This is a genomic window from Ensifer sp. ENS07 (assembly GCF_014852185.1).
In the GTDB taxonomy this organism is placed as follows: domain Bacteria; phylum Pseudomonadota; class Alphaproteobacteria; order Rhizobiales; family Rhizobiaceae; genus Ensifer; species Ensifer adhaerens.
The window spans coordinates 993,043-1,014,050 of sequence record NZ_JACVBE010000001.1 but is presented as its reverse complement, the minus strand read 5'-3'; the positions used below and the strand labels follow the sequence as shown (position 1 = coordinate 1,014,050).

Sequence of the window (21,008 nt, the reverse complement as noted above, 5' to 3'; positions counted from 1 at the left end):
TTGACGTAAAAGTCAAACAACGCGCCACGTTACGTGACATGGAACCACCAAGTGGCGATGCCGAGAAAGCTGAAGAAGCCGGTGATATCGGTAATGGCCGTCACGAAGACGGCGGAAGAGACCGCCGGGTCGGCGCCGAAGCGATCGAGGCAGAGCGGCACGAGGATGCCGCCAAGGGCCGCAGCCATCATGTTGATCAGCATCGCAGTTGCGATGATGCCGCCGATGTTCGGGTCCTGAAACCAGAGACCGGCAAGAAGCCCGATCAGCGTGCCGAAGATCATGCCGTTGAGCAGTCCAACGCCGGCTTCACGCCGGATGATGCGCGGCGCGTTGTGAATGTCGAGACCCCGTGTTGCGAGCGCGCGCACGGTAACGGTCATCGTCTGCGAACCGGCATTGCCGCCCATGCCCGCAACGATCGGCATCAGGATGGCGAGAGCCACGATCTGCTGGATCGTCGCGTCGAAGAGGCCGATGACCGAAGCGGAGATGCAGGCGGTCATCGAATTGATGAACAGCCAGGGCACGCGCGAGCGCGATGCCTCCCCGACGGAGTCCGAGAGTTCTTCGTCGCCGACGCCGCTCAGGCGCAGCAAGTCTTCCTCGGCTTCTTCCTGAATGACGTCGACGACGTCATCGATGGTGAGCACGCCCACAAGCCTGCCATTGTCATCGACGACGGCCGCAGAAAGAAGGTCGTATTGCTCGAATAGCTGGGCCGCCTCTTCCTGGTCCATCTCGGCCGGAATGGCATGGCTCGTATCGTGCATGATCGCATCGACCTTGACCGAACGCTTGGTTCGGAGGATGCGGTCGAGGTCCATGGCGCCGAGCAGCTTGAAGGTCGGGTCGATCACGAAGATCTGCGTGAAACTCTCCGGCAGGTCCTCGTCTTCGCGCATATAGTCGATCGTCTGGCCGACGGTCCAGAATGGCGGCACCGCCACGAACTCGGTCTGCATGCGCCGGCCGGCCGTGCTTTCGGGGTAATCCAGCGAGCGGCGCAGGCGAACCCGTTCGGTAAACGGCAGCTTCGCCAGGATCTCGTCCTGGTCTTCCTGGTCCAGGTCTTCCAGAATGTAGACCGCATCGTCCGAATCCATCTCGCCGATGGCCTCGGCGATCTGTTCGTTCGGCATGTGCTCGACGATATCGAGACGGATCGCTTCGTCGACCTCCGTCAGTGCCGAAAGGTCGAATTCCTTGCCGAGCAGCGAAACCAGCGCCAGGCGCTGATCGGGCTGGATCGCCTCGAGCAGGTCACCCATTTCCGACGAGTGCAGGCCGGCAACGTGCTGGCGCAGATAGATCGTATCGCGGTCGGCGATTGCCGCGCCGACATGCATGAGAAAATCAGAGCGGATAGAACCGTCGTCGGCATAAATGTCCGAGCCGTCAAAGGCCTTGACGTCTTCTGAGCCGCGGTCTTCGTCGCCAGTATTGCTCATGCGCGCCCTCGAAACGATTTGCTGCTTCCCGGCCGTCCGCCTCGCGAGCCGGAAAGAATGCGTCCACTGACGTTTGCCTCACCCTCATCCGCCGCCATGGGCGGGAATTCTGGCCTTACAGCCTGCTAGCGCAAAGCCCTGCCGAGGTCCACAGCACAGATACCACCGGGCGCGCCGCAACAACAGATTTATTCAAGCTGTTGCAAATACATGAAAAACCGGCTGCTTCTCGACACAGTCGACATCGACTGCGCGATCGGCTAGCACTTCAGTCGAGATATCGGAGGCGCAACACCCATTTGGCGCCGCCAAGGAAGATCTGATGGCCATTCGCCCCATTGTCCGCTTTCCCAACCCGCTGCTGACGCGGAAGGCGGAGACGATCACCCGCTTCGACGCGGCATTAGAGGCGCTGGCCGCGGACCTTCTCGACACGATGCGGGACGCCCCCGGCGTCGGTATCACCGCGCCGCATATCGGCATCCTGGAGCGCTTGACGGTGATCGAGCTCGATCGCGAAAGCGGCGCCAGGACCTTCGTCAATCCGGAGGTCATCTGGTGTAGCGACGAGAAGGCGACCCATACGGAAGGCAGCGTCTCGATGCCGGGCATCCTTGAAGAGGTCGAGCGCCCCCGCGCCGTTCGCGTCCGCTACCAGACGCTTGGCGGCGAGACGATCGACGAGGAAGCCGACGGCTTCATGGCCACCTGCCTGCAGCACGAAATCGACCAGCTCGACGGCATCTTCTGGACACAACGGCTCTCGCGCCTGAAGCGCGACCGCGCCATCAAGAAGTTCGAAAAGCTGACCAGGGAGCAGGCGCGCGGCTAGCGCACCGATTCCCTGCTCGCAACATCACGTCATAGTCACCAAGGACCGAACCATGAAACCGACCTATCTCGCCCTCATCGGCCTCCTCGCGCTCGCCGGCTGCAACAGCGCCCAGCAAGATCTCGAGCCCCTGCCCCAGAGCCTGACCTATGGCGAGAACGCGGCCAACAGGAAGACACAGGCCGCACCGGGCGCCATGATCCAGAACCGCTTCATGTATGAAGGCCAGATGGTCTACGAGACCTACGAAGTTCAGCCCGACCGCACCTACAAGCTCGTCCGCCGCCGCATGGACCAGAGCGGACCTGCCGGCAACAACTGACACGGATCAGGGCGTACGGGCGCAGCGACCTCTGTCGCCCGTCGCCGCTATGTATTTCGAGCCGCGTACACCGCCGTTTCGAAATCGAGATAGCTCCCGAACGAAACGGGATCGGCAAAGGGCAGTATCTGTGTCGCCCACAGGCCACCGAGACCGTTTTGGCGATCTATCCAGTAGTAGAGGTTCGCAAGCCCCGCCCAGGCTAACGCACCGGCTGGCCGCCCCGTCGGTGCTGCTTCATCGTTGATCATGAAGCTTATCCCCCAGGACTTCGGTATGCCGGGGAAAAATTCGGCGTCGTGCGACAGGCTTCTTATTACCCCCGGGAGCCTCTTGATCTTCCTTTCTCCGAGGCCGTTCCTTGCCGCCATTTCGACCGTTTCCGTCTTTAGCACCCGACCGCCGGGCGACATCCCATCGTTGAGCCACATGCGGATAAATTTGGCGTAGTCGACGGCCGTCGAATAGAGACCGTGCCCGCCCATCTGGACCTCCGGGTCCTGCGGGAGCCTGAAATCAGGCAACGGCGACAAACGTCCGGCGTCGTCCCTTTGGTGCAAGGTAACCACGCGGGATGTCATGGATGCGGTCATTGCAAAACCGGTGTCCTCCATGCCAAGCGGCTGGAGGATGCGTTCCGCCATCACAGCGCCAAGCCGCTTGCCGGTGATGCCCTCCACGACCTGCCCGGCCCAGTCCAGGCTGCTCCCATATTCCCAGTCGTCGCCGGGATCGAAGAGCAAAGGCGTCCGGATGGATGCATGGGACGCGGTGATCACGCTCGGCTGTCCATGTTGCCGCGCCAACCGGGCATAGGTCTCGTTGAAAAAATCGTAGCCAAAACCGGCCGTGTGCAGGAGCAGCATGCGCGTGGTGATGTCCCGTTTGGGCGGGCGGAGTTTCGGATTCCCCGCGAGGTCAAACCCCTCGATCACCTGCAGCGTGCCGATTTCGGGCGCGTATTGCCTGGCGGGAGCGTCGAGATCGAGCTTGCCCTCCTCGACCAATTGCAGGCAGGCCGTCGCCGTGATCGCCTTCGTCATCGAGAAGATCGCAAAGACGCTGTCGATGGTCATATCCGTCGCGCCAGCCAAAGAGCGCTTTCCGGTGGCGCCCGCGTAAAAATTGCCATGGCGATCCGTGGCGATTGCGACAACGCCTGGCACGCCATCGGCGGAAGCGACCGCGGCATTGAGGATTGCATCGGCAGCAGTCTTGAGATCGCCGGACAAAGGAACCTCCCGCACAGCCAAGGCTTCGACACGCGTGGCGGTCGTGCCACCCTTCACGTTGAACCGCCGCGCAAATCTTAACATCAAAGGGCGGCCCAAGCCATTTTCTAACGGCTGTGGAAAAAGAGTGCCGTCGGCCAACCCAGCGCGAAACGAGCGAGACTCGGATTGCCAGAAGGCATCACGATGCCGCCGATCAGGGTGCGCCAGAACGGGGAAGCTAAACATGGATTTGAAACAAAAAACCCGGCCGAAGCCGGGTATTTGGTGCGGTCGAGAAGACTCGAACTTCCACGGGTTGCCCCACAGCGACCTCAACGCTGCGCGTCTACCAATTCCGCCACGACCGCATCGTGGTAGGGCCGACTTGCGTCGGCGCGGCTGCATGTAGCAAAAGCCCCTTGAGTGCACAAGGGATGGCTGTGGACAAATTAAACGATGGCGACGGACGGGAGGGCATTCACAGAGCGGCACGAAAAGACGGCGTTCAGCGCGCGCATTTCAGACCAGCGAACGAACCTCCCCCGACGCCTTTCGAGGCTCGCTCTCGCCACGACGGGATCGTCGGCAATTCGTTCGGCATTCGCGCGCAAGATCAGCGACGGCCGCCACCCCTATTCGAACGCATGATATGGACTGGAAGACAAAGGGATGCGCCGGTTGCGCCCGGGCAGAAGGCCTAATTGGCTAACACCAGGATTAAAAACAAAAAACCCGGCCGAAGCCGGGTTTTTTTGGTGCGGTCGAGAAGACTCGAACTTCCACGGGTTGCCCCACAGCGACCTCAACGCTGCGCGTCTACCAATTCCGCCACGACCGCATCGTGGTAGGGCCGACTTGCGTCGACGGGGCTGCATGTAGCAAAAGCCCCTGGGGGGCACAAGGGGATCACGACAGAATTTTGACGGGAAATGAAACTATTTCAACAGCCCGCCCAAGGAGCCCCGGAAACGCTGGACTCTTGCCTCGCGCCATCCCATGTACAGGCTCCAAAAAACAGGAATGCCGAGCGAATGCAGCGTGAAAATCTGAGCCAGGACATGTTTTCCCCTCCGGAATCACCCCCGGTTCGCTGGCGGATTGCCTCCGAACTGGTCGATTATCCGCAGGCCGTCGAGCTGATGGAGCAGGAAGCCGCGGCGATTGCCGCCGGCACCGCAGATGAACTGGTCTGGCTCGTTGAGCATCCGCCGCTCTATACGGCCGGCACCAGTGCCGACGCCGCCGATCTCGTCATGCCCGACCGTTTTCCGGTCTTTGCCACCGGCCGCGGCGGCGAATACACCTATCACGGCCCGGGCCAGCGCGTCGTTTACGTCATGCTCGACCTCAAGCGCAGGAAGCAGGACGTACGCGCTTTCGTCGCGGCACTCGAAAGCGTCGTCATCTCCACGCTCGATTCGATGAACGTTCGGGGCGAGCGGCGTGAAGACCGGGTCGGTGTCTGGGTGCGGCGCCCGGAAAAGCCTGCCCTGCCCGACGGCTCCATGTCGGAAGACAAGATCGCCGCGATCGGCATCCGCCTGCGCAAATGGGTGAGTTTCCATGGCTTTGCGCTCAACGTCGACCCGGATCTCGACCATTTCGGCGGCATCGTGCCCTGCGGCATTCGCGGTTATGGCGTCACCAGCCTCGTCGATCTCGGCCTGCCCGTAATGATGCCGGACGTGGACATCCGCTTGCGCGAGGCCTTCGAGACCGTGTTCGGTCCGACGCGGAACGACGCGCCGTAAGCCCGTTCAACTTGCCGTTCGACGTCCAGCCTGCCGCTCACGCCAGATGATGAAGAGGCCCGAGCCAACGATGATGGCGATACCAAGCCATTTGGAGAGCGACGGAAAGTCTCCGAAGATGAGATAACCGAGCGCCGTCGCCGTGACGATCTCGAAATAATGAAACGGTGCGAGCAGCGAGACGGGTGCCGCCCGGAACGCCTTGACCACCAGCAGATGGCCGTAGCCGGACAGCGCGCCAAGCACGATCACGAGCATCCAGCCAAGCGGCGACTTCGGCAGCGACGGCACGAAATCGGCGCTGCCCATGCCGTTGCCGATCAGGATCACCAGCGCCATCGTCAATGTGCCGCCGATGCCGGCAATTGTCTGCATCGTTAGCGGCGAGTCGCCGGTACCGACAGCACGGTTGAGGAGCAGGTAGCAGGCAAAGACGAAGGCGCAGGCAACCGGCAACAGCGCGGTTAGGCCGAAAGCGGCAAAGCTCGGCTGGATGACGATCATCGCTCCACCGAAACCGACGACAATGGCGAGCCAGCGCCGCCAGCCCACTCTTTCCTTGAGGAACACCGCCGAAAGACAGGTCAGGATGAAGGGCTCGACGAAATAGATGGCGAAGGTGTCGGCAAGCGGCATGTACTTCACCGATATGAAGAAGAACAAGGCCGCGGTCGCCAGCAGTACACCGCGCAGCAGATTGGCCCAGGGCCGCTTTGGCCTCAGCGCCCGCAGGCCACCGGCGCCAAGCAGCATCGGTAGCGTCGCCACCAGTTGGAAGAAGAAGCGGTAAAAGGTCACCTGCCCCGGCGACATGCCCTCATAGACGGCCATGTATTTCGCAATCACGTCCATGCCCGGCAGGATGACCATGGCAAAGAGCATGATGGCGACGCCCTGCATCACCGTGTCGGTGTGGTCGGTGGTCGCAGTTCGGGCGTCTGTCATGGGGCAAGCTCCTGTGGCCGCCGCACATTAGAGCCTACGCGTTGGTTTTCAACGGCCGAAGATGCGACGGGCAAGGAACTATCCGCGCCCTAGCCGCAATTGACGGTGTTTTTGGCGCTTCGGGGTGGTCCCTCGCCGCCCAAATGCCTATAAGCTCAGGACAATCTTCCGCCCCGGATCTAAAGGTCGGCCGTCGGCCCCCATGGTTCGGGACCTTTGAACGTGACCGTGGCAAAGGAGATGTCCATGCGCTTGTCCACCGAAACGATGATTGCCCGCCTGCGCGACACCAGCGACGGTGATACGCTGGGAGGACGCATCTGGAGGGCGCGCGACGCCGCAAATCTCAGCGCCAAGGAACTGGCCGATCAACTCGGCGTGCGCACGGAGACCATCGCGGCCTGGGAACGGGATCGGGCCGAACCCCGCACAAACCGGCTGTTCATGCTTGCAGGCGTACTCGGCGTCACCCCGGCCTGGCTGATCGCCGGGCTCGGCCGCGCGCCGGATGCCGACGCAATCGACGAGAAGGACGGCCTGCGCGAGCAGCTCGCCCTCGTCAAGAAGCTGCACGAACAGACCGGCAAGGCGATTGCCGCTCTTGAGATGGAACTCAATCGCGTTCAACAGAACATTCGATAACCTATTGCGATTCCACTTAGGGCCGCCGTTCTGGCGGCCCGACGTCATTTCAGTCCAAGGAGAAAATAGATGGATGTACGCGCCGCCGTTGCCGTTCAGGCAGGCAAGCCGCTCGAGGTCATGACGGTTCAGCTCGAAGGCCCGCGGGCCGGCGAAGTGCTGATCGAGGTCAAGGCCACAGGCATCTGCCACACCGACGATTTCACCCTGTCCGGCGCCGATCCGGAAGGCCTGTTCCCTGCGATCCTCGGCCATGAAGGCGCCGGCATCGTCGTCGACGTCGGCCCGGGCGTGACCTCGGTGAAGAAGGGCGACCACGTCATCCCGCTCTACACGCCCGAGTGCCGCTCCTGCCCATCGTGTCTGTCGCGCAAGACCAATCTGTGCACCGCGATCCGCTCGACACAAGGCCAAGGCCTGATGCCCGACGGCACCTCGCGCTTCTCGATCGGCAAGGACAAGATCCACCACTACATGGGCTGCTCGACCTTCGCCAACTACACGGTGCTGCCGGAGATCGCGGTTGCCAAGGTCAACCCGGACGCCCCCTTCGACAAGATCTGCTACATCGGCTGCGGCGTGACGACCGGCATCGGCGCCGTCATCAACACGGCACAGGTGGAAATGGGTGCGACTGCGATCGTCTTCGGTCTCGGCGGCATCGGCCTCAACGTCATTCAGGGCCTGCGCCTTGCCGGCGCCGACATGATCATCGGTGTCGACCTCAACAACGACAAGAAGGCCTGGGGCGAACGCTTCGGCATGACCCACTTCGTCAACCCGAAGGAGGTCGGCGACGACATCGTGCCTTACCTCGTCAACATGACCAAGCGCGGAGCCGACCAGATCGGCGGCGCCGACTACACCTTCGACTGCACCGGCAACACCAAGGTGATGCGCCAGGCGCTCGAGGCTTCGCATCGCGGCTGGGGCAAGTCGGTCGTCATCGGCGTTGCCGGCGCCGGCCAGGAGATCTCCACGCGGCCGTTCCAGCTCGTCACCGGTCGCACCTGGATGGGTACCGCCTTTGGCGGTGCGCGCGGCCGCACCGACGTGCCGAAGATCGTCGACTGGTACATGGAGGGCAAGATCGAGATCGACCCGATGATCACCCACACGATGCCGCTCGAAGACATCAACAAGGGCTTCGAACTGATGCATTCTGGCGAGAGCATCCGCTCGGTCGTTCTCTACTAAGCTGCTATTTTGATTCAAGGAGGCGCCGGAGACGATTGATTTCCGGCGCCTTTTTCAGTCCCGTTGAGAAGTTGATTCAAAATGATCTATGTCGACGCAGACGCCTGCCCGGTGAAAGCCGAAATCCTGAGAGTGGCCGAGCGCCACGGGATCGAGGTGACCTTGGTCGCCAATTCGGGCCTGCGCCCTTCGCGCGACCCGATGGTGCACAATGTCATCGTCTCGGCAGGCTTCGACGCGGCCGACAACTGGATCGCCGAACGGGCGCACGAGGGCGATATCGTCGTTACCGCCGACGTGCCGCTTGCCGTTCGCTGCGTTGCCGCCGGCGCACTTGTCACCGGCCCCTCCGGCCGGATCTTCGACAAGGGCAATATCGGCATGGCGTCTGCGATGCGCGATCTCGGACAGCACCTGCGCGAGACCGGCGAGAGCAAGGGCTACAACGCCGCCTTCACACCGCGCGATCGATCCGCCTTCCTCGAAACCCTTGACCGACTCGCGCGTCAGTCGAGAAAATGATCGCACAACGGGCGGGACCATGGGGCCCGCAATCGCAGGGGCACTAGCATGGCAGCGACGACTAAGCTCAGGCACTGGCCGTTTTACACTGCCATTCTGTGCGCGCTCGCAAGCGTGCCTGTCCTCTGGTTCGTGGCGCAGCGTTTCGCCCTTGAAGGGGCAGCGATCACCTTCTTCTGCGTCTATCTCGTCCTATGCTGGCGGCGCTTGCGGATGATGACTGGCCGGCATCTGAAGACCCATGCCAGGAACACCGACGAGCCCGAGGTCGTGATCCTGCTCGTGACGTTCGGGGCAGCCGCAAGTTCGCTCGTATCCTTGTTTTTCGCGCTCAACGGCGAGAAGTCCGGCTCGGCGCTGGCGCTCGGCCTCGCCTTTGCCTCCGTCGTGCTCGGCTGGGCAACGATCCACATGATGGCGGCCATGCACTATGCCCATGTCTATTGGGTCCCAGCGCCCGATGGTCCGACCACCGAACCGGCACGCGGACTCGATTTTCCCGAAACGCCCGAGCCCGGCGGCTTTGACTTCCTCTATTTTTCCTTCGTCATCGGCATGACGGCGCAAACCTCCGATGTCGCCATCACCAAGACGGCCATGCGGCGCATCAACCTGATACACGCCATCGTATCGTTTTTCTTCAACACCGTGCTCGTCGCCGCCGCCGTCAATGCGGCCGTGCAGCTTGCCGGCTGAGCATCTTTATCCAAGGAGCATCCCATGAAAGTCCTTTCGCAAAACACCGCCTTCGGCGGCATGCAGGGCGTCTTTTCGCACGATTCCAGGGCCTGCAAGGGCGAGATGACCTTCGCCGTCTTCGTACCGCCACAGGCAATCAACGAGCCGCGGCCGGTGCTCTGGTATCTCTCCGGCCTCACCTGCACACATGCGAACGTCATGGAGAAAGGCGAGTACCGGCGCATGGCCGCCGAGCTCGGCTTGATCGTCGTCTGCCCGGATACGAGTCCGCGCGGCACTGATGTTCCCGACGAACTGACGAACTGGCAGATGGGCAAGGGCGCAAGCTTCTATCTCGATGCCACCGAAACGCCCTGGGCCGAGCACTACCAGATGTATAGCTACATCACCGAGGAGCTGCCCGCCTTCGTCAGCCAGCACTTCCGCATGGACATGAGCCGCCAGGGCATCTTCGGCCATTCGATGGGCGGTCACGGCGCCATGACCATCGCGCTCAAGAACCCGGGCCGCTTCAAGAGCTGCTCGGCCTTCGCCCCGATCGTCGAGCCTTCGACCGCCGACTGGTCGATCGGCGCCTTCGAGAAATATCTGGGCGCGGACCGCGCCGCATGGCGCCAATATGATGCCTGCGCGCTCGTCAAGGATGGTGCGCGCTTCCCCGAGTTCCTGATCGATCAGGGCAAGGCCGACAGCTTCCTTGAAAACGGCCTGCGTCCCTGGCTGTTCGAGGAAGCGGTCAAGGGCACCGGCATCGATTTGACGCTGCGCATGCATGAACGCTACGACCATTCCTACTACTTCATCTCGACTTTCATGGACGATCATCTGCGCTGGCATGCCGAGCGGCTGATCTAGCCACCGAATGGCGCAATTCCGTATGAAAGCCGCTTTCGCGGAATTGCGCCGTCAACCTACCCGGAGCGACTGATGACCCACCTTCTCCTTGTTGGCACCGGCGGTGCGATCGGCTCGATGCTGCGTTATCTCGTCGGTCTCTGGGCCGTTCACCGCTTCGGGTCCGGCTTTCCCTGGGGCACGTTTGGCGTCAACATAACGGGGTCGTTCCTGATCGGCGTGCTCGCCGAAGTGATCATGCGCAAGTTCGGCGCCTCGCCGGACATGCGTGTCTTCCTCATCACCGGCATTCTCGGCGGTTACACCACCTTTTCCGCCTTCTCGCTGGACGCAATCACGCTCTTCGAGCGCGGCGATGTCATGCTATCGGCCGTCTATGTCATCGCCAGTGTCGCGCTTTCGATCCTCGCGGTCTTCAGCGGGCTGGCTCTGATGCGCGCAATAGTCTAAAGGCTCGTCTTACAGGCGCTGCGTATCCAGGGGACACGCGGCGCATTGCTGCATTGTCCTTCAACCGTTGTCGCTTCGAGGGCATTGTCATGCAGCAACGAAAATATTGCGGCAGCCTTTGCGCGCCTGAAGCTTCCTCTTTGCGTCATCCCAACGCAGGGGCTTCGGACCGACGCGCGACGCTGCGACCAAACAGAAGGCAGGTTCGCTCAAATGGCAGGCATAGAACACAGGCAAGTGGACGGTGACGAGGCGGGCATGCGCCTGGATCGCTGGTTCAAGGTGCACTTTCCGGGACTGGGCTTCGGCCCGCTGCAGAAGCTTTTGCGCTCCGGCCAGATCCGCGTCGACGGTGCCCGCGCCAAATCCGACACGCGGATCCAGCCCGGCCAGACGATCCGCATTCCGCCGCTCGGAGTGGATCCCAAGGAAACCAAGACCGGGCCGATCGCCGGACGCGACCTCAGGAACTCACCTGACGGCGAACTGCTGTCGCGCATGGTGCTGCACGAGGACGCCAAGGTTATCGTGCTCAACAAGCCTGCCGGCCTTGCCGTTCAGGGCGGCTCGGGCGTCAACCGACATATCGACAAGATGCTTGAAGCCTGGACCAACCAGAAGGGCGAAAAGCCGCGTCTCGTCCACCGGCTCGACCGCGACACGTCAGGCGTGTTGGTGATCGCCCGCACCCGGGGTGCAGCGCAGAAGCTGACCGCCGCCTTCCGCGAGCGCGACACCAAAAAGACCTACTGGGCGCTGGTCAAGGGCGTGCCGCGCAAGCGCGAAGACCGCATCTCCACCTGGCTCGTCAAGGAGCAGACGCCGGATGGCGACCGTATGCGCATCGCCAAACACGGCGAAGACGGTGCCGACCACGCCATCTCCTACTACCGTATTCGCGAACAGGCCGCACAGAACCTCGCCTGGCTGGAGATGGAGCCCTATACCGGCCGCACCCATCAGCTTCGCGTCCATGCACTGCACATTGGACACCCGATCCTCGGCGACCCCAAATATTTCGACGCCGATATCAACTGGAGCCTGCCCGGCGGCATGCAGAACCGTCTGCATCTGCACGCGCGCCATATCGATATTCCTCACCCGGACGGTGGTCGCCTGCGCGTGACCGCGCCGCTGCCACCGCACATGGTCCAGAGCTGGAATCTGCTGGGCTTCGAAGAGAACGAGCCTGGCGAGGACGACTGATGAAACTGGCGCTTTTTGATTGTGACGGTACGCTGGTCGATAGCGGAGGCCTGATCCATGAAGTGATGGCGCGCACCTTCGATGCCTTCGATCTCGAGCGCCCGCCCCTCTCGGCAACCAAGAGCATTATCGGCTTGACCCTCGACATTGCCATCGCGCGCCTGCTCGGCCGCGAACATGTCGACGATCAGGCGCTGGCGATGACGGCGCACTACAAGTCGATCTTCGCCGGCGTTCGCGCAGAGGCAGGCTTCCAGGAGCTTCTGTTTCCGGGTATCGCCGACATGATGCAGACGCTGTCGTCACGCGACGCACTGTTGATCGGCGCCGTAACCGGCAAGTCGCGTCGCGGCCTGACGCATATTTCCGAGACTCACGGCTTCGACCGGATCTTCTTCGTGTCCCGCACCGCCGACGACTGTCCCTCCAAGCCGCATCCGGCCATGGTGACGGAATGCTGCTTTGAAGCCGGCATAGATGCGAAGGATACGGTCGTCATCGGCGACGCGATCTACGACATGCAGATGGCCAAAGCCGCTGGAGCATCCGCCATTGGCGTTGCCTGGGGCTATGCTTCCGTTCCCGACCTCATCGAGGCGGGCGCGGATTTCGTTGCCCGGACGCCGGCCGACATCATTGAATGGATGGAACACAATCATGTCTGATATTCGCGACGAACTCAGCGGTGCGATGAGCCACGAGGATCCGGTCCGCCGCGCGCAAATCCAGATGCTGAAGCCGCTGCCGAAGCGCTTCTACAAGGACGTCAGCGTGGCCGCGGCCGATGGCGATACGCACGCGGTGCTGCTCGACGGCCGCACCGTGCGCACGCCGGCCAAGCAGCCGCTTGCCGTGCCGACGCGCAAGCTCGCCGACATGCTCGCCGCCGAATGGGATGCGCAGGCAGAGGTCATCGATCCCGGCAAGATGCCGATCACGCGTATCGTCAATACCGCACTTGACGGCGTCGCCAAGGACCAGCGCTCGGTCTTCGACGATATCCTGCGTTTCGCCGGAACGGACATGCTCTGCTATCGCGCCGATAGCCCGGAAGGCCTCGTCGCCCGCCAGAACGAAATCTGGAACCCGGTGATCGAGTGGGCCCAGCAGGCACTCGGCGCCCGTTTCATCCTCGCCGAAGGCGTGATCCACCAGGAGCAGCCGGAGGAAGGACTTTCCGCCTATGCCGAAGGCCTGCGCGCCTTCGCAACCCCGCTCGGCCTCACCTGCGTCCACACGGTGACGAGCCTGACCGGCTCTGCGTTGCTGGCGCTCGCCTTCGCTTCCGGCCGGATATCCGCCGAAGAAGCCTGGACGGCCGCCCATGTCGACGAGGACTGGCAGATCGAACATTGGGGAACCGACGAGGAGGCCTTCCGCCGCCGCGAGAACCGCTGGCAGGAAATGCAGGCGGTCGCCACGGTTCTTGACGCCCTGCGCTGACGACACCGGATACCACGGAATGCGAAGCGGGCTGCGTGTCTTCCGACGCGCAGCCCGCTTTCTTTTTTGTTCAATATGTCGGCGTCAGAGCGGCTCTGTTCGCGCTAACGTAACGGAAGCCAATAGCCGCAGCGTTAAGCGGCCAGCTTCAGGCCGGCGATACCGCTGACGATGAGCGCGATGCAGCCAAGGCGAACGAAGGTTGCCGGCTCTGCGAAGAGGAAAATGCCGAGGATCACGGTGCCGACGGTGCCGATGCCGGTCCAAACAGCGTAAGCCGTACCGAGCGGCAGGGTCCGCACGGCGAGACCGAGCAACGCGATGCTGAGGATCATCGAACCGACGGTCAGGATCGTCGGTGTCACCCGCGTAAAACCATCCGTGTATTTGAGACCAATTGCCCAGCCGATTTCAAGAATACCGGCAAGCAGAAGAAGGAACCAGGCCATGTCAAACTCCCAAAGTTTGGAGCGAGGCCGTCCCCGCGGATGTTCGGTATCGCCTTTGCGAACCGTGCAGCCGTCTGCAACGCGGGTTCTATCTCACACTCCAGTTTCGCCGGCAAGGCGGTCAAGGGCAAATCAGCCCTGCGTCCGCGGCAAAGCTAAACCATTTCACGCTGTCGTTGAAACCATGGAAACGTGCGAGGCGCTGAGGGTCTGTAAGTCTGCCCCTACGGTGCGTTGCGCTCCCGACGGAGTTTCGCCCACCATTCCAGCCGCTTGCGGATCTCGCGCTCGAAACCGCGCTCCGGCGGATCATAGAAGGTTCTGCGCCCCATCTTCTCGGGGAAATAGTCCTGACCGGAAAAAGCATCCGGCTCGTCATGGTCGTAGCGGTAGCCGTCGCCGTAGCCCTCACCCTTCATCAGTTTCGTCGGGGCGTTGAGGATATGTTTCGGCGGCAGCAGCGAGCCGTTTTCCTTCGCCGCCCGCATCGCTGCCTTGTAGGCGGTATAGACGCCGTTCGATTTCGGCGCGGTCGCGAGATAGACGCAGGCTTCGGCAAGCGCCAGTTCGCCCTCGGGCGAGCCGAGATAGTCATAGGCGTCCTTGGCGGCGTTGCAGATCACCAGGGCCTGCGGGTCGGCAAGGCCGATGTCCTCGACCGCCATGCGCACCAGGCGCCGCCCGAGATAAAGCGGATCCTCGCCGGCATCGAACATGCGGCAGAGATAGTAGAGTGCGGCATCCGGATCAGAGCCACGCACCGACTTGTGCAGGGCCGAGATCAGATTGTAGTGGCCGTCCTGGCCCTTGTCATAGACGGGCGCCCGGCGCTGTACGATGTTCTGGAGTGCTGCCGCATCGAAGATCTCGTCGCGGCGCGCGGCGCGCCAGACTTCTTCCGCCAGTGTCAGCGCAGCGCGACCGTCGCCGTCGGCCATGCGGATGAGGCTGGCGCGCGCATCCGCATCGAGCGGCAGTTTCTTGGCCTCGGACTCTTCGGCGCGCGACAGCAGTTCCTCGATACTGTCTTCGCCGTGCGGCTTGAAGGTCAGCACCCGAGCTCGGGACAAGAGAGCGGCGTTGAGTTCGAAGGATGGGTTTTCCGTCGTCGCGCCGACAAGGATCACGGTGCCGTCTTCCATCACCGGCAGGAAGCTGTCCTGCTGTGCCCGGTTGAAGCGATGAATCTCGTCGACGAAGAGCAGCGTCTGACGGCCGGACATGCGCCTTGCCCGCGCCGCCTCGAACACCTTCTTGAGATCAGCGACGCCGGAGAAGATCGCCGAGATCTGCTCGAAGGCGAGACCCGCCTCCCCCGAAAGCAGCCGCGCCACGGTCGTCTTGCCGGTTCCGGGCGGCCCCCAGAAGATCATCGACCCGAGCGAACCGGAAGCAATCATGCGCGACAGCACGCCGTCCTCACCGGTCAGGTGATCCTGACCGGTGACTTCGGCAAGCGTTCGCGGGCGAAGCCGGTCGGCAAGCGGTCTTGCCGACGCCATTTCCGGTGGCTCGTGGGCGGTGAACAGGTCGCTCATCGGAAGAACTGACGGATGAGCTGGCCGTCGCGCTCGATCTCGACGCGCCAGAAGGAGGCATCGTCGGCCATTACCTGTTCCAGCGTCTTCGACGTGTCGATCGCCGTGCCGTTGACCGACCGCACGATGTCCTTCGGCTCGAGGCCGATGCGGGCGGCGGGCGAACCGCGATTGACCTGCATGACGACGACGCCCTGCAGCGAGGTCGACATGCGCAGCTCGTCGGCAAGGCGCGGCGACAGGTTGGCGACGACTGCACCGGCGAAGGGGTTACGACCTTCAATCAGCCGCTCATCCCGTGGCGACGTTTCTGGAGCCCGGTCGAGCTTGATCGTCACTTCCCGCGGCTTGCCGTTTTCCGATACGGAGACGCGCGCCTCATGACCGATGCCGACCGTCGTCAGGCGATAACCGAGTGCGTCGGGATGTTCGACCTCGATGCCGTTGACGGCGGTGATCACCTGGCCGGGCTTGATACCGGCCTGTTCGGCCGGGCCACCGGCCACGACGGCGGTCACCAGCGCACCACGGGCGCGGCTGAGGCCAAGGGCTTCGGCCACTTCCGAAGTGACCGGCTCGAAGCTGGCGCCGATGAAAGGACGCACGAAAGCGCCGTTGCCGCCTTCGGCCGACGCAACGAAAACCTTCACCAGATTGGCGGGGATGGCAAAGCCAACGCCGTTAGAACCGCCGCCCTTGGAGAAGATGGCCGTGTTGATGCCAATGAGCTGGCCGTTCATGTCGATAAGGCCACCGCCGGAATTACCCGGGTTGATCGCCGCATCCGTCTGGATGAAGAAGCCGAAATCGCCCGAGGAGACCTGATTGCGCGCGAGCGCCGAGACGATGCCGCTCGTCACCGTCTGGCCGACGCCGAAGGGGTTGCCGATCGCAAGCACGAGGTCGCCGACCTCGACCGCATCGGAATCACCAAGCGGCACGATGTCGAAGGGACCGTCCGACTGGATCTTCAAAACAGCGAGGTCGAGCCGGTCGTCCTTGAGCACGATCTTGCAGGGAAACTCGCGGCCATCGGCCAGCGCCACCTTGATATCGTCGGCGCCCTCGATGACGTGGTTATTGGTCACGACGATGCCGTTCTTGCCGACGATCACCCCGGAACCGAGCGAAGACTGCTTCTCCGAGCGGTTCGGCATGCGCTGGCCGAAGAACTCCTCGAAGAAGGGATCGCCGGAGAAAATCGACCGACGCTCGACCACCCGCTCGGCATAGACGTTGACGACGGCATTTGCCGTCTGCTTGACGAGAGGCGCAAAGGAAAGCTGCATTTCGGTCCGCGACTGCGGAACGCTCTTGGCCTCCTGGGCCAATGCCGGACAGGCGAGAGAAACAGCGATGACGAGCGAAACAAGCGCTCTTCGACCTACGATCATGTAAAGCATTCTCCTATTCGTCGCGGCTACGTTCAGATAGGATTTCGCGGGAAAAAAGGCAAATGTTGGCGCAGGATATGCAAAGTTGCCAGCTTCACGCGCTACGCACGAAAACGTGGTTCGCAACCCCTTTCACGGTGATCGAAAGTCTGGTGAGTTCATAGAAGACAAGGCTCATAAATCACTTCGGAAAAGACCATGCCATCTTACCGCCCGCCGCAAATCGTTTCCTCCGAGATCACCCCGGAGGCCCTCTTTTTCAACCGCCGCACCTTCCTCGGGGCTGCTGCTGGCGGCGGCATGCTGCTTGCGGGCAGCGGCACGGGGCTGGCGGCCGCACTCGGCGCGCCCAAGAGCAAATATACTGTCGACGAAGACCTGACGCCGGAGGCCGACGTCACCAGCTACAACAATTTCTATGAGTTCGGGACCGGCAAGGGCGACCCGGCTGCCAATTCGAACAGCTTCAAGGCAACGCCCTGGACGGTGAAAGTCGATGGCCTCGTCGGCAAGCCGAAGGAATTCGGGCTCGAGGAACTGCTCGCGCTCCCGATCGAGGAACGCGTCTACCGCATGCGCTGTGTCGAGGCCTGGTCGATGGTGATCCCCTGGACCGGGTTTCAGCTCTCGGCCCTGCTCGACAAGGTAGAGCCGCTTGGCAGCGCGAAATATGTCTCGTTCGAAACCGTGGTGCGCCCGTCGGAAATGCCGGGACAATCCGGTTTCTTCCAGCCGCTTGCCTGGCCCTATCGCGAAGGGCTGAGGCTCGACGAGGCCCGTCACCCGCTGACGCTGCTGTCCGTCGGCGTCTACGGCAAGACGCTTCCCAACCAGAACGGCGCGCCGATCCGGCTGGTTACCCCCTGGAAATACGGTTTCAAGGGGATCAAGTCGATTGTGCGCATTTCGCTCACGGAAACCCAGCCACCGTCCACCTGGAACCTCTCGGCGCCGAACGAGTACGGCTTCTTTGCCAACGTCAATCCGGCGGTCGATCATCCACGCTGGAGCCAGGCAACGGAAAACCGCATCGGCGGTGGCGGCTTCTTCGGCTCCAACCGGCGCGATACCCTGCCCTTCAATGGCTATGCCGACGAGGTGGCCGGACTTTATGCCGGCATGGATCTCAGAGCGAACTATTGATCATGGCCCGCCTGCCCTCGCTCCCGAAACGCTACCATTCGGCCTCGCTCTGGGGGCTCTACGGCTTTGGCCTACTGCCCGCCGCCTATGCATTCTATCTCGGCGCTACGGGCCAACTGCCCGGAAACCCGGTCAAGGAATTCGAACACCTGCTCGGCCTCTGGGCGCTGCGTTTCCTCGTCGCGACATTGGCGATCTCGCCGATTCGCGACCTATTCGGCATCAACTGGCTGCGCTATCGGCGGGCCCTGGGTTTGCTGGCGTTCTACTATGTGCTGATGCACTTCCTCGCCTACATGCTGCTCGATCAGCGGCTAAACTTTCCGAGCATACTGGCCGACATCGCCCGCCGCCCCTTCATCACCATCGGCATGGCCGCACTCGTCATGCTGATCCCGCTGGCGCTCACCTCCAACAACTGGTCGATCCGCAGGCTTGGTACGCGGTGGAACACGCTTCACCGCCTGGCCTATGTGATCGCCGCCGCCGGCGCCGTGCATTTTTCGATGTCGGTGAAGGTCATCGGCGCCGAACAGCTGCTTTATCTCGGGCTCGTCGCCGTACTGCTTGTCTGGCGGCTGGTGCGCAAGCCGTATCTGCGGCGCAAGCGACAGGCGGCCAATGCGCCGGTCAGAACCGCCGCCGGAAGCGCCTGAGGCCATCTTCGCCTCGCCAGGACATCGACCCTCGATCGCATTTCGACGAAACGGTGACAGAACGAGCACACCGTCAAACGCACGCTAAGCAACAGCCCCAAAAGAAAAAGCGGCCGGGTGACGAACACCCGGCCGCTTCAATTTTCTGCCTTCGATCGGCTTAGGCTGCTTCAGCAGCTTCGGCTTCTGCAGCAACGCGGGCGAGATCCTTCGCGCCCTTTGCCGAGACGTCGCGGTCAACGAATTCGATGACGGCGAGCGCGGCGTTGTCGCCGTGACGGAAGCCAGCCTTCATGATGCGCAGGTAGCCGCCGTTGCGGGTGGCGTAGCGCGATGCGATCGTGTCGAACAGCTTGGCAACGACAGCGGCGTCGCGGATCTGCGAGATCGCCTGGCGGCGAGCGTGCAGGTCACCGCGCTTGCCGAGCGTGACGAGCTTCTCGACGATCGGGCGGATTTCCTTGGCCTTCGGCAGGGTCGTAACGATCTGCTCGTGTTCGATCAGCGAAGCTGCCATGTTGGCAAACATCGCCTTGCGGTGGCTGGCGGTTCTATTCAGCTTGCGGCCGGCTTTACCGTGGCGCATGGCTATTCTCCTTCACTTGCAGGCATTCGCCCGCAGTCTAATGGTTAGTATTGGTCTTCGTAACGCTTGGCGAGATCTTCGATGTTCTCGGGCGGCCAGGACGGCACTTCCATGCCGAGGTGCAGGCCCATGGAAGCGAGAACTTCCTTGATTTCGTTCAGCGACTTGCGACCAAAATTCGGCGTGCGGAGCATTTCTGCTTCGGTCTTCTGAATGAGGTCGCCGATGTAGACGATGTTGTCGTTCTTCAGGCAGTTGGCCGAACGGACCGAAAGTTCCAGTTCGTCGACCTTCTTGAGAAGCGCCGGGTTGAAGGCGAGTTCGGTAACTGCCTCTTCCTCTGCTTCCTTCTGCGGCTCGTCGAAGTTGACGAACACCGACAGCTGGTCCTGAAGGATGCGGGCCGCAAATGCGATCGCATCTTCACCGGTGACGGAACCGTCCGTCTCGATCGACATCGTCAGCTTGTCATAGTCAAGAACCTGGCCTTCGCGGGTGTTTTCCACCTTGTAGGACACTTTCTTGACCGGCGAGTACAGGCTGTCGACCGGGATCAGGCCGATCGGAGCATCTTCCGAACGGTTGCGATCAGCCGGCACGTAACCCTTGCCGTTGTTGACGGTGAACTCCATGCGGATCTCAGCGCCCTCGTCGAGGGTGCAGATCACATGGTTCGGGTTGAGGATTTCGATATCGCCAACCGTCTGGATGTCACCGGCGGTTACAACGCCCGGACCCTGCTTGCGCACGACCATGCGCTTTGCGTCGTCGCCATCCATCTTGATGGCGATTTCCTTGATGTTGAGCACGATGTCCGTCACATCTTCCCGGACGCCCGGGATAGAGGAGAACTCGTGCAGGACGCCGTCGATCTGCACTGCGGTGACAGCAGCACCGCGCAGCGACGACAGCAGCACGCGGCGAAGCGCGTTGCCGAGCGTCAGACCGAAGCCGCGTTCAAGCGGTTCCGCAACCAACGTTGCCTTGGTGCGGCCGGAGGAGACGAACTCCACCTTGTTCGGCTTGATCAGTTCCTGCCAATTCTTCTGGATCATGTTTTCTGCCTTCCGTTCGTTGCCACCATCCAATCGTGGCAACCGAGCCCCGAAGACCGGGAGCGCGCGTCTGCGCCCTCACCGGCATGTTGAATGCATATGATCAGACGCGGCGCTTCTTGCGCGGGCGGCAGCCGTTGTGCGGGATCGGGGTCACATCGCGGATCGAGGTGATCATGAAGCCCGCAGCCTGCAGCGCGCGAAGTGCGGATTCACGGCCGGAACCCGGACCGCAAACTTCGACTTCCAGCGACTTCATGCCGTGTTCCTGAGCCTTCTTGGCGCAGTCTTCAGCGGCGATCTGTGCGGCAAACGGGGTCGACTTACGCGAACCCTTGAAACCCTTGGCACCGGCAGACGACCAGGCAATCGCGTTGCCCTGTGCGTCGGTGATGGTGATCATGGTGTTGTTGAACGACGAATTGACGTGCGCGACGCCAGACGTGATGTTCTTGCGTTCGCGACGGCGAACGCGGGTGGCTTCCTTGGCCATAGGATCCCTTTCTTAGATCTCTGCACCGCCGTAATTCCAGCGGCTCCACCGGGAAAAGGATTTGACGTCCCCTGCCCTGCATCTTCATTTCCCGCAGGACGAGATATCGTCCGGCGAACATATCGCCCGGCCGGATCGGCCGAACAAAGGTCAGGCAAACGCCCT

At 62.2% G+C, this 21,008-nt stretch carries 23 protein-coding genes and 2 tRNA genes; 14 read left to right on the top strand and 11 right to left on the bottom strand.

The window, feature by feature from the left end; all coding sequences use genetic code 11:
• Positions 1–29: 29 nt before the first annotated feature.
• Positions 30–1,451, bottom strand: coding sequence for a magnesium transporter (gene mgtE / locus IB277_RS05115; protein ID WP_043624851.1), 1,422 nt, complete (start codon positions 1,449–1,451; stop codon positions 30–32).
• Between the two features lie 322 nt (positions 1,452–1,773).
• Between mgtE and IB277_RS05110 the strand changes: the two genes are divergently transcribed.
• Positions 1,774–2,283 carry a peptide deformylase gene (locus tag IB277_RS05110; protein WP_110818982.1) on the top strand — a complete coding sequence of 170 codons (510 nt, stop codon included), beginning with the start codon at positions 1,774–1,776 and terminating at the stop codon, positions 2,281–2,283.
• A 52-nt stretch (positions 2,284–2,335) separates the two neighbouring features.
• Complete coding sequence (locus IB277_RS05105; protein WP_060607338.1) at positions 2,336–2,605, top strand: hypothetical protein; 270 nt, start codon at positions 2,336–2,338, stop codon at positions 2,603–2,605.
• 47 nt (positions 2,606–2,652) lie between these two features.
• Here the strand turns inward: IB277_RS05105 and IB277_RS05100 are convergent, their stop codons facing one another.
• From IB277_RS05100 to IB277_RS05090, 3 genes are all read right to left on the bottom strand, one after another.
• Entirely contained in the window at positions 2,653–3,837 is a 1,185-nt protein-coding gene (locus IB277_RS05100; protein WP_110818983.1) for a serine hydrolase, read from the bottom strand.
• Between the two features lie 265 nt (positions 3,838–4,102).
• Positions 4,103–4,187 (bottom strand) — tRNA-Leu (locus IB277_RS05095).
• Positions 4,188–4,572: 385 nt separating this feature from the next.
• A tRNA-Leu gene (locus tag IB277_RS05090) sits at positions 4,573–4,657 on the bottom strand.
• A 193-nt stretch (positions 4,658–4,850) separates the two neighbouring features.
• Between IB277_RS05090 and lipB the strand changes: the two genes are divergently transcribed.
• A complete protein-coding gene (lipB, locus tag IB277_RS05085) occupies positions 4,851–5,570 on the top strand; it encodes a lipoyl(octanoyl) transferase LipB (protein WP_090295775.1) in 720 nt (239 codons plus the stop codon).
• Positions 5,571–5,576: 6 nt separating this feature from the next.
• On the opposite strand, the gene IB277_RS05080 is transcribed toward lipB, so the two are convergent.
• Positions 5,577–6,515 (bottom strand): DMT family transporter, encoded by a 939-nt coding sequence (locus IB277_RS05080; RefSeq protein WP_060516826.1) that lies wholly within the window; start codon positions 6,513–6,515, stop codon positions 5,577–5,579.
• Positions 6,516–6,761: 246 nt separating this feature from the next.
• Here IB277_RS05080 and IB277_RS05075 point away from each other — a divergent pair, with 246 nt between their 5' ends.
• The 9 genes from IB277_RS05075 (at position 6,762) to IB277_RS05035 (ending at position 13,529) form a co-directional block, all read left to right on the top strand.
• Entirely contained in the window at positions 6,762–7,157 is a 396-nt protein-coding gene (locus IB277_RS05075) for a helix-turn-helix domain-containing protein (RefSeq protein ID WP_034804375.1), read from the top strand.
• Between the two features lie 69 nt (positions 7,158–7,226).
• Positions 7,227–8,354, top strand: coding sequence for an S-(hydroxymethyl)glutathione dehydrogenase/class III alcohol dehydrogenase (locus tag IB277_RS05070; protein ID WP_077967684.1), 1,128 nt, complete (start codon positions 7,227–7,229; stop codon positions 8,352–8,354).
• 81 nt (positions 8,355–8,435) lie between these two features.
• On the top strand, positions 8,436–8,876 hold the full coding sequence (locus tag IB277_RS05065) for a YaiI/YqxD family protein (protein ID WP_090302256.1): 441 nt from the start codon (positions 8,436–8,438) through the stop codon (positions 8,874–8,876).
• Positions 8,877–8,924: 48 nt separating this feature from the next.
• Positions 8,925–9,572 carry a DUF1345 domain-containing protein gene (locus tag IB277_RS05060; protein ID WP_034795640.1) on the top strand — a complete coding sequence of 216 codons (648 nt, stop codon included), beginning with the start codon at positions 8,925–8,927 and terminating at the stop codon, positions 9,570–9,572.
• Positions 9,573–9,596: 24 nt separating this feature from the next.
• The gene (fghA, locus tag IB277_RS05055) at positions 9,597–10,430 is read left to right on the top strand and encodes an S-formylglutathione hydrolase (RefSeq protein ID WP_090302254.1); all 834 of its coding nucleotides are present in this window, start codon (positions 9,597–9,599) and stop codon (positions 10,428–10,430) included.
• A gap of 72 nt (positions 10,431–10,502) precedes the next feature.
• A complete protein-coding gene (gene crcB, locus IB277_RS05050) occupies positions 10,503–10,880 on the top strand; it encodes a fluoride efflux transporter CrcB (protein ID WP_060585477.1) in 378 nt (125 codons plus the stop codon).
• 213 nt (positions 10,881–11,093) lie between these two features.
• Complete coding sequence (locus IB277_RS05045) at positions 11,094–12,086, top strand: RluA family pseudouridine synthase (RefSeq protein ID WP_034795631.1); 993 nt, start codon at positions 11,094–11,096, stop codon at positions 12,084–12,086.
• Entirely contained in the window at positions 12,086–12,751 is a 666-nt protein-coding gene (locus IB277_RS05040) for an HAD-IA family hydrolase (protein WP_090302252.1), read from the top strand. Before IB277_RS05045 ends, IB277_RS05040 begins: the two co-directional genes overlap by 1 nt.
• Positions 12,744–13,529, top strand: coding sequence for an ATP12 family chaperone protein (locus IB277_RS05035; protein WP_192370795.1), 786 nt, complete (start codon positions 12,744–12,746; stop codon positions 13,527–13,529). The genes IB277_RS05040 and IB277_RS05035 overlap by 8 nt, the downstream gene beginning before the upstream one ends.
• A gap of 134 nt (positions 13,530–13,663) precedes the next feature.
• On the opposite strand, the gene sugE is transcribed toward IB277_RS05035, so the two are convergent.
• The 3 genes from sugE to IB277_RS05020 all read right to left on the bottom strand — a co-directional run bounded on the left by sugE (position 13,664) and on the right by IB277_RS05020 (position 16,910).
• Positions 13,664–13,978, bottom strand: a complete 315-nt coding sequence (gene sugE / locus IB277_RS05030; RefSeq protein WP_034795623.1) for a quaternary ammonium compound efflux SMR transporter SugE — start codon at positions 13,976–13,978, stop codon at positions 13,664–13,666.
• A 224-nt stretch (positions 13,979–14,202) separates the two neighbouring features.
• A complete protein-coding gene (locus tag IB277_RS05025; protein WP_060610175.1) occupies positions 14,203–15,516 on the bottom strand; it encodes a replication-associated recombination protein A in 1,314 nt (437 codons plus the stop codon).
• Complete coding sequence (locus IB277_RS05020; RefSeq protein WP_060610178.1) at positions 15,513–16,910, bottom strand: DegQ family serine endoprotease; 1,398 nt, start codon at positions 16,908–16,910, stop codon at positions 15,513–15,515. The genes IB277_RS05025 and IB277_RS05020 overlap by 4 nt, the downstream gene beginning before the upstream one ends.
• A gap of 198 nt (positions 16,911–17,108) precedes the next feature.
• On the opposite strand from IB277_RS05020, the gene msrP reads away from it, so the two are divergent.
• Both msrP and msrQ read left to right on the top strand, forming a co-directional pair.
• Complete coding sequence (msrP, locus tag IB277_RS05015) at positions 17,109–18,053, top strand: protein-methionine-sulfoxide reductase catalytic subunit MsrP (RefSeq protein ID WP_090302250.1); 945 nt, start codon at positions 17,109–17,111, stop codon at positions 18,051–18,053.
• Positions 18,054–18,055: 2 nt separating this feature from the next.
• Positions 18,056–18,709: a protein-methionine-sulfoxide reductase heme-binding subunit MsrQ gene (gene msrQ, locus IB277_RS05010; RefSeq protein ID WP_110819888.1), complete on the top strand. Its 654-nt coding sequence runs from the start codon at positions 18,056–18,058 to the stop codon at positions 18,707–18,709.
• 160 nt (positions 18,710–18,869) lie between these two features.
• Here the strand turns inward: msrQ and rplQ are convergent, their stop codons facing one another.
• From rplQ to rpsK, 3 genes are all read right to left on the bottom strand, one after another.
• Positions 18,870–19,295: a 50S ribosomal protein L17 gene (gene rplQ, locus IB277_RS05005; RefSeq protein ID WP_034795595.1), complete on the bottom strand. Its 426-nt coding sequence runs from the start codon at positions 19,293–19,295 to the stop codon at positions 18,870–18,872.
• A 44-nt stretch (positions 19,296–19,339) separates the two neighbouring features.
• The gene (locus tag IB277_RS05000) at positions 19,340–20,350 is read right to left on the bottom strand and encodes a DNA-directed RNA polymerase subunit alpha (RefSeq protein ID WP_034795592.1); all 1,011 of its coding nucleotides are present in this window, start codon (positions 20,348–20,350) and stop codon (positions 19,340–19,342) included.
• Between the two features lie 103 nt (positions 20,351–20,453).
• Positions 20,454–20,843 carry a 30S ribosomal protein S11 gene (gene rpsK, locus IB277_RS04995; RefSeq protein ID WP_003536496.1) on the bottom strand — a complete coding sequence of 130 codons (390 nt, stop codon included), beginning with the start codon at positions 20,841–20,843 and terminating at the stop codon, positions 20,454–20,456.
• Positions 20,844–21,008 lie beyond the last annotated feature (165 nt).

What these genes read in the sequence shown, in the direction of transcription:
- mgtE (WP_043624851.1), bottom strand. Translation starts at nt 1,451, where the DNA reads ATGAGCAATACTGGCGACGAAGACCGCGGCTCAGAAGACGTCAAGGCC.
- IB277_RS05110 (WP_110818982.1), top strand. Translation starts at nt 1,774, where the DNA reads ATGGCCATTCGCCCCATTGTCCGCTTTCCCAACCCGCTGCTGACGCGG.
- IB277_RS05105 (WP_060607338.1), top strand. Translation starts at nt 2,336, where the DNA reads ATGAAACCGACCTATCTCGCCCTCATCGGCCTCCTCGCGCTCGCCGGC.
- lipB (WP_090295775.1), top strand. Translation starts at nt 4,851, where the DNA reads ATGCAGCGTGAAAATCTGAGCCAGGACATGTTTTCCCCTCCGGAATCA.
- IB277_RS05080 (WP_060516826.1), bottom strand. Translation starts at nt 6,515, where the DNA reads ATGACAGACGCCCGAACTGCGACCACCGACCACACCGACACGGTGATG.
- IB277_RS05075 (WP_034804375.1), top strand. Translation starts at nt 6,762, where the DNA reads ATGCGCTTGTCCACCGAAACGATGATTGCCCGCCTGCGCGACACCAGC.
- IB277_RS05070 (WP_077967684.1), top strand. Translation starts at nt 7,227, where the DNA reads ATGGATGTACGCGCCGCCGTTGCCGTTCAGGCAGGCAAGCCGCTCGAG.
- IB277_RS05065 (WP_090302256.1), top strand. Translation starts at nt 8,436, where the DNA reads ATGATCTATGTCGACGCAGACGCCTGCCCGGTGAAAGCCGAAATCCTG.
- IB277_RS05060 (WP_034795640.1), top strand. Translation starts at nt 8,925, where the DNA reads ATGGCAGCGACGACTAAGCTCAGGCACTGGCCGTTTTACACTGCCATT.
- fghA (WP_090302254.1), top strand. Translation starts at nt 9,597, where the DNA reads ATGAAAGTCCTTTCGCAAAACACCGCCTTCGGCGGCATGCAGGGCGTC.
- crcB (WP_060585477.1), top strand. Translation starts at nt 10,503, where the DNA reads ATGACCCACCTTCTCCTTGTTGGCACCGGCGGTGCGATCGGCTCGATG.
- IB277_RS05045 (WP_034795631.1), top strand. Translation starts at nt 11,094, where the DNA reads ATGGCAGGCATAGAACACAGGCAAGTGGACGGTGACGAGGCGGGCATG.
- IB277_RS05040 (WP_090302252.1), top strand. Translation starts at nt 12,086, where the DNA reads ATGAAACTGGCGCTTTTTGATTGTGACGGTACGCTGGTCGATAGCGGA.
- IB277_RS05035 (WP_192370795.1), top strand. Translation starts at nt 12,744, where the DNA reads ATGTCTGATATTCGCGACGAACTCAGCGGTGCGATGAGCCACGAGGAT.
- sugE (WP_034795623.1), bottom strand. Translation starts at nt 13,978, where the DNA reads ATGGCCTGGTTCCTTCTTCTGCTTGCCGGTATTCTTGAAATCGGCTGG.
- IB277_RS05025 (WP_060610175.1), bottom strand. Translation starts at nt 15,516, where the DNA reads ATGAGCGACCTGTTCACCGCCCACGAGCCACCGGAAATGGCGTCGGCA.
- IB277_RS05020 (WP_060610178.1), bottom strand. Translation starts at nt 16,910, where the DNA reads ATGATCGTAGGTCGAAGAGCGCTTGTTTCGCTCGTCATCGCTGTTTCT.
- msrP (WP_090302250.1), top strand. Translation starts at nt 17,109, where the DNA reads ATGCCATCTTACCGCCCGCCGCAAATCGTTTCCTCCGAGATCACCCCG.
- msrQ (WP_110819888.1), top strand. Translation starts at nt 18,056, where the DNA reads ATGGCCCGCCTGCCCTCGCTCCCGAAACGCTACCATTCGGCCTCGCTC.
- rplQ (WP_034795595.1), bottom strand. Translation starts at nt 19,295, where the DNA reads ATGCGCCACGGTAAAGCCGGCCGCAAGCTGAATAGAACCGCCAGCCAC.
- IB277_RS05000 (WP_034795592.1), bottom strand. Translation starts at nt 20,350, where the DNA reads ATGATCCAGAAGAATTGGCAGGAACTGATCAAGCCGAACAAGGTGGAG.
- rpsK (WP_003536496.1), bottom strand. Translation starts at nt 20,843, where the DNA reads ATGGCCAAGGAAGCCACCCGCGTTCGCCGTCGCGAACGCAAGAACATC.